Source organism: Psychrobacillus sp. (assembly GCF_056205495.1).
The window spans coordinates 1-8,859 of record NZ_JBAEAP010000007.1 but is presented as its reverse complement, the minus strand read 5'-3'; the positions used below and the strand labels follow the sequence as shown (position 1 = coordinate 8,859).

At 38.7% G+C, this 8,859-nt stretch carries 8 protein-coding genes and 1 other annotated feature; of the genes, 7 read left to right on the top strand and 1 reads right to left on the bottom strand.

All coding sequences use genetic code 11. The features are described 5' to 3' along the window. The first annotated feature begins 249 nt into the window (after positions 1-249). From AC06OU_RS00160 to trpA, 6 genes are all read left to right on the top strand, one after another. Positions 250-2,271 (top strand): right-handed parallel beta-helix repeat-containing protein, encoded by a 2,022-nt coding sequence (locus AC06OU_RS00160; protein ID WP_475853302.1) that lies wholly within the window; start codon positions 250-252, stop codon positions 2,269-2,271. A 130-nt stretch (positions 2,272-2,401) separates the two neighbouring features. Next, positions 2,402-2,618, top strand: a binding site (T-box leader). 68 nt (positions 2,619-2,686) lie between these two features. Further along, complete coding sequence (trpD, locus tag AC06OU_RS00155; protein WP_475853301.1) at positions 2,687-3,715, top strand: anthranilate phosphoribosyltransferase; 1,029 nt, start codon at positions 2,687-2,689, stop codon at positions 3,713-3,715. Then, the gene (gene trpC, locus AC06OU_RS00150; RefSeq protein ID WP_475853300.1) at positions 3,712-4,503 is read left to right on the top strand and encodes an indole-3-glycerol phosphate synthase TrpC; all 792 of its coding nucleotides are present in this window, start codon (positions 3,712-3,714) and stop codon (positions 4,501-4,503) included. Before trpD ends, trpC begins: the two co-directional genes overlap by 4 nt. Continuing rightward, a complete protein-coding gene (locus AC06OU_RS00145; protein WP_475853298.1) occupies positions 4,500-5,114 on the top strand; it encodes a phosphoribosylanthranilate isomerase in 615 nt (204 codons plus the stop codon). The genes trpC and AC06OU_RS00145 overlap by 4 nt, the downstream gene beginning before the upstream one ends. After that, positions 5,111-6,310, top strand: a complete 1,200-nt coding sequence (gene trpB / locus AC06OU_RS00140) for a tryptophan synthase subunit beta (protein ID WP_475853297.1) — start codon at positions 5,111-5,113, stop codon at positions 6,308-6,310. The genes AC06OU_RS00145 and trpB overlap by 4 nt, the downstream gene beginning before the upstream one ends. Then, the gene (trpA, locus tag AC06OU_RS00135) at positions 6,303-7,091 is read left to right on the top strand and encodes a tryptophan synthase subunit alpha (RefSeq protein ID WP_475853295.1); all 789 of its coding nucleotides are present in this window, start codon (positions 6,303-6,305) and stop codon (positions 7,089-7,091) included. Before trpB ends, trpA begins: the two co-directional genes overlap by 8 nt. Positions 7,092-7,230: 139 nt before the next feature. Here trpA and AC06OU_RS00130 read toward each other — a convergent pair whose 3' ends face one another. Beyond that, positions 7,231-7,536, bottom strand: coding sequence for a hypothetical protein (locus tag AC06OU_RS00130; RefSeq protein ID WP_342568228.1), 306 nt, complete (start codon positions 7,534-7,536; stop codon positions 7,231-7,233). A 267-nt stretch (positions 7,537-7,803) separates the two neighbouring features. Here AC06OU_RS00130 and AC06OU_RS00125 point away from each other — a divergent pair, with 267 nt between their 5' ends. Continuing rightward, complete coding sequence (locus tag AC06OU_RS00125) at positions 7,804-8,673, top strand: GNAT family N-acetyltransferase (protein ID WP_475853293.1); 870 nt, start codon at positions 7,804-7,806, stop codon at positions 8,671-8,673. Positions 8,674-8,859: the final 186 nt, after the last annotated feature.

Genomic DNA, 8,859 nt, shown 5'->3' with positions numbered 1-8,859 from the left:
CATAAAAAAATAATCCTACTTCAATAATTAATTTTAGGTAAATTAGCATATCTTGGACTAGCCTTTTTAACTGAAATATCGTTTCTGCCTTACATAGTAAAGGAAATAACCCTCTACACATCGAATTAGTAAAATACTAATCCCGTGTGTAGGGGGTTAATCGTTTTATAAGAACATAAAGGGGGGAAGGAAAAGAACGTTGTTAAGGAATTAGCCTGTATAAAATACTTTAAAAGGGGAGATATAAAAATGACTAATTATACACCCAGGAAAAAATATTATATTCCAACTAACATTGAAGATAAACTTTCAAAGGATTTCGTTCAAGGAATAACACGTAATTTTGAAATGTTAGATGAAATGGATGGTGGAACAGCTAAGACGATTAAGGCCGACACAACCGGACGGACAATGATTCAAGAATTAATCCAACTTGCTTTTGATCACGCTAGAGATGGAGACACGTTAATTCTCCCACCAGGGCGTTATTGGCTAGAAAAAAACAACAAACTAAAGGATTTTCCAAATAATGACCAGCCATGCCTGCTCCTTAGAGGGAAAAAAAGAGTGCATTTAGTTGGCTACGGTGCAGTATTGTTTACAAGGACACATGCCCAAGGAATTTTAGAGCTTCAGCAATGTGAGGATTGTGTAATCGAGGGGATTACGTTTGAAGGGTATGGGGAATTTCCGGGCATAGATCCAGTCACAGGATATGGGGAAAAAGGAACGAAAGCTGGAGGATATCCCACGTCTGGTTTTTGGAACTACCGTAAAAATAATAGCTTTGATACAAGCGAGCGCGCAAGAAATGATGGAAAACCTTTTGGAATATTTGGTGGCGGGTTCATCGGGAATGTCGGCAGCGGAGTATTAGTGCATCGTGGCTGCAAAAATGTTCTATTTAAGTCATGTGAGAGTAGTGGTTTTAACTTTTCTGGTTTTGCAGTTGGTCATTTGGGAGACTATTTGCCAACAGATTTACAATACGAGGATAACAAAGACATTACCTTTCTAGAATGTAATGCCCATGACAATTACTCAAGTAATTTTGTTTTTTCTGCAGTGGAGAGACCGAGAGTGATTAATTGTATAAGCGATCGAGCTGGTCATCCGAACGCCTCTAAGCTGCATACGTATGTTGATCCGGGTTATGGAATAAATGCTCTTGGGACTATGTTTCCTAAGGCAAACGACCTTTTAGTAACTGGATGTACATTAAGAGGAAATAAGCGAAAAGCAATCGATGGACACGCAGCAGGTGGCTTAATCGCAACTGATAATTTAATCTCGGACTCCATGGTCGGTGGTGTGTTCTATAAATGGACGAATGTGGACCAGTTTACGAAAGACTGCATCGTAGTGAACAATAAAATTGAAGATTGTGGCTATGCTAAAAATCCACTTGGAGCGATATATGTTGGTGGGGTACAACGAGAATCAAGGGAAAATCAAGAAATGAATACGATAATTTCAAATAATCATATAAAGAATTGTTTTGGAACCGAGGGTGTGATTTTTGCTGGAGCATTTGATCGACTGATTATTGAGGGAAATATCGTTCATGGCACACCACGGGAGTTAGACGTAGCTAACACCACTTTTGAGCCATACGTTATGTATGTTGGATATTCGATTGCTACACAGCCAAACTTTGCTGCTAATATATCTAATAACGTAATTGATGTAAATCACCCACAAATAGCTGGAGGGATTTTAGTTCGAAATTTGGAGGACGGCTCTGTTCTAGGTAACACGATTAAAACACAGAATCCATTGACTCTTTACGGCTTAAGATTATGGAACTGTAAGGACGTAGGGGCAGTTGGGAATACGATTAAAATGGGTCCAGAAGGAATACCTTTGGATGCAGAAACAACAGGGGTAGTAGCACACAACACATTGTTTGGAGGAAATGCTGCATTTCAGCCTCTTCAGGGTCAATCAATTTTCTTTACTATCAATGCAAATAACGGGAATGGTGCGGTGCAATTTAAAAGCGGACAATCTTATATTTCAATCATAGAAAGCAATGAAAAAGGACTAGAGGTTAAGCTTCGAAATACCTCTCCTGGTATTCAGCCAATGGTGAAGGTTTCCCAAACGGGAGAAAAGGGGCTTATTGCTTCCGAGCAATTCATCAATTACATTTATACCCATCAAATATCTGCACAAAGTATCATTATTGGCATAAAGCCTGACAAAGAATCTAATCATATACCTTTTGCAAGTATGACAAATGGTGGTCTTGAAATTGAAATTATTATTTAGGAACAAAAATAGTTTGACAATTTAAAGTATTCCTATTAACATAGACAATAACTTTTATGTTCGGGTAAAGGCAGAAGGCATTGAGAGCAATGTCGCCAATAGAACAGACGAGTCGAGATGAGTATAGCTGAGAAATTGTTTAAATAAGAGAAGTAGCATCAGTGATGCAATCAAGAGAGTCAGTGGTAGGTGTGAACTGATTTGCAACTGATGTGAATGGACTTATCAGAGCTACCTTGATAACATTTTTGTTTTAGAGGTAGACGTATTTCCTACGTTATAAGGAACAAAGGGGGAGTATATATACTCCAACTAGAGGTGGCAACGCGGTTAACATCGTCCTCTTCATGGGAATTTTTATATTCCTATGGAGAGGATTTTTTTATTTAGCTGAGATGAGACGAGGAGAGATTAGATGAGAGAGTATATTGAAAAGGTTAATAAGAAAGAGCATTTATCATTCGAGGAAATGAAGGAAGCTTCCAGAATTATTTTTGAGGAAAGCACAGATTTAAACTTGATACAGGAATTTTTGATTGCTTTATCTAAAAAAGGAGAAACGGCAAACGAAGTAGCAGCTCTTGCTACGGTAATTAAATCTTTAGCCGTCAAGCTAGATATACCCTCCGGAAATTATATGGATAATTGCGGAACTGGAGGTGACGGATCTAATAGCTTTAATATTAGTACGGCTTCAGCGTTTGTTATGGCAGGTGCGGGTGTAAAGGTAGCTAAGCACGGGAATCGAAAAATCTCCAGTGCATCTGGGAGTACAGATGTATTAGAGGCACTTGGAATAGAATCTATGATTGATATACAAGGTTCTTTAAATATATTAAAAAATGAAGGCATTACATTTTTATATGCACCAATTGTACATCCGAAACTAAGAAGAATCGGACTAGTAAGGCAGCAAATAGGTAAACCAACTATCTTTAATCTCGTTGGTCCACTTACAAACCCAGTTCCACTCATCAGTCAATACACCGGCATTAACCGGCCAGACTTTACGATGGAATATGGGAAGGTACTACATATGCTTGGAAGAGAACGAGCAATTGTAGTTTGCGGGACAGGAGGTATGGATGAGGCTTCCCTAGCAGGCAGTAATTCTTTCGTGTTAGTAGAAAAGGGGGACTTGATCCCTTTCACCCTTTCTCCTGAGGATGTCGGCCTAACCACATATCCAGCCTCAGCTGTACAAGGAGGAACTGCTCAGGAAAATGCCATTATAATGCGGAACTTGCTTAACGGTAAGCAAGATGCTTATTTTGATAGCGTTATATTTAACGCAGGTATCGGTCTTTTTGCCAATGGAGTTGTTAATAATATACCTGAGGGTGTAAAACTAGCTAAAGACAGCATTCTCTCTGGCAAAGCTTTTGATAAATTGGAGGCGGTTATCGCCTATAGCTCCTCTGCAGCGCAGGAGGTAATACTATGACTACGATTCTCGAAAAAATTCTTAAAGAAAAAGAGAGCTTTGTTAATCAGTTGATGCAAAAAAAGCTACCGATATCTAAAAAAGATATTAAAAGATCTTCTCTTTTTGAGCTTTTATATAAGAACAAGCAGCTCCAAGTCATTGCAGAGATTAAACGAGCATCCCCTTCCAAGGGTTTAATTCAAGGCATGGTTGACCCTGCTCACCAAGCTTTTCTCTACCAAAATTCCGGGGCTGCCTGCATATCCGTTTTAACCGATACTCCTTTCTTTCAAGGTAGTTTTGAAGATTTAATGACTGTAGCAGATACAGTAGACATACCGATTTTGTGCAAGGACTTTATCATACACGAAATACAAATAGATTTTGCTAAAAGTGCTGGTGCGTCTGTCATTCTTCTCATTGTCGCAGCACTTTCAAAGGAAAAGTTAACAGATTTATATGCATATGCAGTGTCAAATGGTCTAGAGGTGCTAGTAGAAGTTCATAACGCCCGAGAGCTTGATGTAGCACTTCAATTAGATGCAAAACTTATTGGAGTGAATAACAGAGACTTACATTCATTTGAAGTTCATTTAACTAATACCGCTGATTTGGCAAAGCATTTTCCATTTCAAGAGAGAAGGGTGTTAATCAGTGAAAGCGGTATATGGACCGCAGAGGATGCCAAAAGAGTTGCGGGCTATGGTGCCAGTGCAGTACTAGTTGGGGAAGCCTTAATGAGAAGCGGTAAGGTGCAGGAGTCTATCCGTAGCTTACAAGTTGAACGGGAAGTGATTGTCCTATGACTAAAGTGAAGATATGTGGTTTGATGGAGAAAAATCATGTGCTTGCAGCAGTAGAAGCCGGCGCCGATGCCGTAGGCTTTGTCTTTGCACCTAGCAAAAGGAGGATCACAATAGACCGGGCGCATGAGCTAGCAAAACTAGTTCCAGCAGAGTTGTTAAAAATAGGAGTGTTTGTTAATCCGGAGGTAGAGGAACTGGAACAAGCAATTCGTGAAGTCCCTCTGGATTATATACAATTACATGGTAATGAGGAATCCGACTTAATAGAGGCTGTTAAGTTTCCCACTATTAAAGCAATTGCTATTAGAGAAGAACAGGACGTTGAGAAAGCGAGTAATTTTGATACAGAATATATGCTTTTTGATGCCCCAGGCACGAATTATATGGGCGGTAGTGGTATGACCTTTGATTGGAAGCTTTTAAATGGACACCGAATATCCCCTAATCGAGTAATTTTGGCCGGTGGGCTGAATGTATCTAACGTAAAAGAGGCTATTGAACGAGTAAAGCCTTTTATGGTGGATGTATCTAGTGGAGTTGAGATAGATGGAAAAAAAGATGAGCAATTGATACGTGAATTTATACTAACGGTCAAGGATGAGGAGAGATGAGCATGGTACAAACGAAGGCTGGACGATATGGACGTTTTGGTGGGCAGTATGTCCCGGAAACATTAATGACTGCATTAGGGGAATTAGAGGCTGCCTATGAATTAGCAATCCAAGATGCCTCCTTTTTAGAGGAAGTGAACTATTACCTAAAGGATTATGTTGGAAGAGAGACACCTTTATATTTTGCAGAAAGACTCACCAAGGAAATAGGTGGGGCAAGAATTTTATTGAAACGTGAAGATTTAAATCATACTGGTGCACACAAAATTAATAATACGATTGGGCAGGCATTACTCGCTGTTAGAATGGGAAAGAAAAAGATTGTAGCTGAAACAGGTGCAGGTCAGCATGGAGTCGCAACCGCTACTGTTTGTGCCCTATTCAACCTCGAATGTATCGTTTTTATGGGGAAAGAGGATGTACGCAGACAGCAACTGAATGTTTTTCGAATGGAGCTACTAGGTGCCAAGGTAGTGTCAGTAGATCAAGGGTCTGGAACCTTAAAGGATGCAGTCAATGAAGCACTTAGGTACTGGGTAGCCAATGTAGAGGACACCCATTATATATTAGGATCTGCCCTTGGTCCTCATCCATTTCCTAGAATAGTTCGCGACTTTCAACGTGTCATTGGTGTTGAAACTAGGAAGCAAATAGTTGAAAAGGAAGGGAAGCTACCGGATGCCATCGTAGCCTGTGTTGGCGGAGGAAGTAACGCCATTGGAATGTTTCATCCATTTATAGACGATATAAACGTTGCTTTATACGGAGTTGAGGCAGCGGGAGAAGGTATCGAAACTGGAAAGCATGCTGCAGCCATTGCAGGCGCTAAAGAAGGTGTACTACATGGTGCGTATATGTATATCCTCCAGGATGATGATGGATTTATACAGGAGGCACATTCTATTTCAGCTGGGTTAGATTATCCGGCAGCTGGGCCAGAGCATAGTTATTTAAACGATATTGGAAGAGTGAAGTATGATGCAGTAAAAGATTCTGAAGCATTAGAAGGATTACAATTACTCGCCAGAACAGAAGGCATTATCCCAGCCTTAGAAAGTGCCCATGCTATCTATTATGCAGCCAACCTGGCTAAAGAAATGAGTCCTGAAGAAACACTAGTTATCTGTCTATCTGGTCGTGGGGATAAGGATGTCCATACAGTCAGAGATGCATTAGGAGGGTTGAATCATGACTAAAAGGAAACTTGAACAGGCAATAGTAAGCTGCTTAAATAATGGACAAAAAGCTTTCGTACCTTACATTATGGCAGGGGATGGGGGTCTAGATAAGTTGAAGGATAGAATTCTATTTCTTCAAAAGGCAGGAGCTACTGCTATTGAATTAGGAATTCCATTTTCAGATCCGGTAGCGGATGGACCAACTATTCAACAAGCGGGCGAAAGAGCTCTTCAAAACGGAGCTACCTTAAAAAATATCATGAGGGAATTAGAGGATTTCTTTCATGAGGTGACTATACCTTTGATTCTAATGACATATTATAATCCTTTATTAAGCTATGGATTAAGTAATTTTGCAAAGGATTGTCATCATCTTGGTATTGGTGGCTTAATCGTCCCTGATGTACCTTACGAGGAAAGTGAGTCTTTACGGACAGTACTTAGTGAAACGGACGTAGCATTAGTGCCACTTGTGTCTTTGACAAGTCCTAAAGAACGTATCAAGAAAATCGTAGATGCTGGTGAAGGATTTATATATGCAGTCAGCATCAATGGCATAACTGGGACTCGGACTGAAATGAATAATAATTTAGGTGAGTACCTCTCTTCTATTAAAGAAATAAGTAATTTACCAGTGATGGTGGGGTTTGGGATATCTACTCCCGATCAAGTAGAAAAAATGACCGGAATAGCAGACGGGGTTATTGTTGGTAGTGCAATTGTAGAGGCGTTTAATGAAGGAGATTCTGAGCAAATAAAAAATTTAATAAACGCTTCCAAAAGTAAAATAATTTCTTGAAAAACGTACCATTTAAGCTTAGCAATCCGATAAAAAACACATCGGATTGCTATTTCTTTCTAAAATGGTTTATGGAAGTTACTTCTTAATATATATCACTGGATTGGATTGTTCAAAATCTGTATTCAACTTGCCTTTTTTATGAATAGCTGTCTTCTTTTTTACTATAGGCTTCATAAGCAAAGTATCCAAGTAAGAAACCGAACCCAGTTGCCCAATTGATTGCAGTTAGTAAGGAGATTGGGAAGAATATGTTTAAAAGTACAGCAATTGCAAGTCCACTCATCAATCCAAATGGTATTAAACTATCTAATAAAATTTGATCACTTTTTGATTTTTTCTTACCAAGGGTACCGTTTTCATACTTTTTCTTCATTCGGAGTATAACAAATACTACAATTCCTCCGACTATTACAAGAGGAAATAATGTATTAATCATGTCCAATGCTATATACATACTTTAAGCCCCCTTCTTGAGATATCTAATTTATCCCAATTTTAGCACAATATTCACCAATTCTCTAATCATCACATTTTACACCTTGGAAATTACTGTTTATAACATTGTCTACTCCTCTAAAATAAAGAGGATTTCTAGCCGATATATAGAATTACTGTATTAGGCTCAAAATAGGAGCAGGAGAAACTAATAACCCCTTTGAACCAAGTTTCTTTAGTAAGCACTATATTATACTAGAATAGAGGCAATAACATGTTAGAAATTAATAAGCCATCGAACCTAACAAAGCTTTCAACATTTCTTGAAACACTTAATAATCAATCCATATCCCATATCGGCTATTGTGGACTAGACGCGGAGGAAATAAAATATACAATACTTCACGAGTTTTCTGATTTGGATTTAGAGCATTCCTTTGCTGTAGCCTCTGAGCTAGACACGATTAAAGGTGCTCTTGGCTTTGACATAGATGAGGAAGAGAGAACCGTTGAGGTATGGGGACCATTTGTTTTAGAGTCAGAGCAATATAAGGAAATAGCAGATGCCATGTGGAAACACCTGGTTTCAAAGCTGCCTTTTGAAATTAAAACCTTCGAATTCTTTGTCGGTAAGGAAAACTTTCGTACAAGAGAATATATTCGTGAAACTGGCGGAGTGGAAACCGGTCAGCATTTGATCCTAACAGCCAAAAAAGAAAGCTTTTTTGCAAAAAGTACAGAAGTTGTTGAATACGACCATTCTTTTAAAGAATCATTTGAAGCCCTTCACACTGCTATTTTTCCAGAGACCTACTATAATAGTTCAGAAATATTAAGTAGGTTGGACAAACATAACAAACTAATGGTGGTAGCAGATGGGACTAAAAATATTAAAGGTTATGTATATGTAGAGGCAGAGCCTAGTTTTAACGACGGGACAATAGAGTATATAGCAGTTTCTACTGATTATCAGAAACAAGGAGTGGGGACGCAACTTCTGCAAGCTGCCTTACAATACTTATTTTCCTACGAGAGTATTACGGAAATTACTTTAAGCGTCAATTCTGGTAACGACCAAGCGTTAGGTCTTTATAAGTCATGTGGTTTTGATTTAAAAAGTGAGCTCGTCTCCTATAGGAAGTGATTTTGGGACGACTTAATATAATTTTGCTAATTTAACATACCTAATTATGAACATATATCAAAGGGGAATAACATATGGAATTATACCATTATGTAGGATACCAGCAAGATAGTAATGAATACATCAATCCAGAGCAAGCAATGAAACAAGGGTTAAATATTTCTACAAAAACAGGTTCATATACAA

Coding starts and splice junctions, on each gene's coding strand:
- trpB (WP_475853297.1), top strand. CDS start 5,111: ATGAGCATGGTACAAACGAAGGCTGGACGATATGGACGTTTTGGTGGG.
- trpC (WP_475853300.1), top strand. CDS start 3,712: ATGACTACGATTCTCGAAAAAATTCTTAAAGAAAAAGAGAGCTTTGTT.
- AC06OU_RS00125 (WP_475853293.1), top strand. CDS start 7,804: ATGTTAGAAATTAATAAGCCATCGAACCTAACAAAGCTTTCAACATTT.
- trpA (WP_475853295.1), top strand. CDS start 6,303: ATGACTAAAAGGAAACTTGAACAGGCAATAGTAAGCTGCTTAAATAAT.
- AC06OU_RS00145 (WP_475853298.1), top strand. CDS start 4,500: ATGACTAAAGTGAAGATATGTGGTTTGATGGAGAAAAATCATGTGCTT.
- trpD (WP_475853301.1), top strand. CDS start 2,687: ATGAGAGAGTATATTGAAAAGGTTAATAAGAAAGAGCATTTATCATTC.
- AC06OU_RS00160 (WP_475853302.1), top strand. CDS start 250: ATGACTAATTATACACCCAGGAAAAAATATTATATTCCAACTAACATT.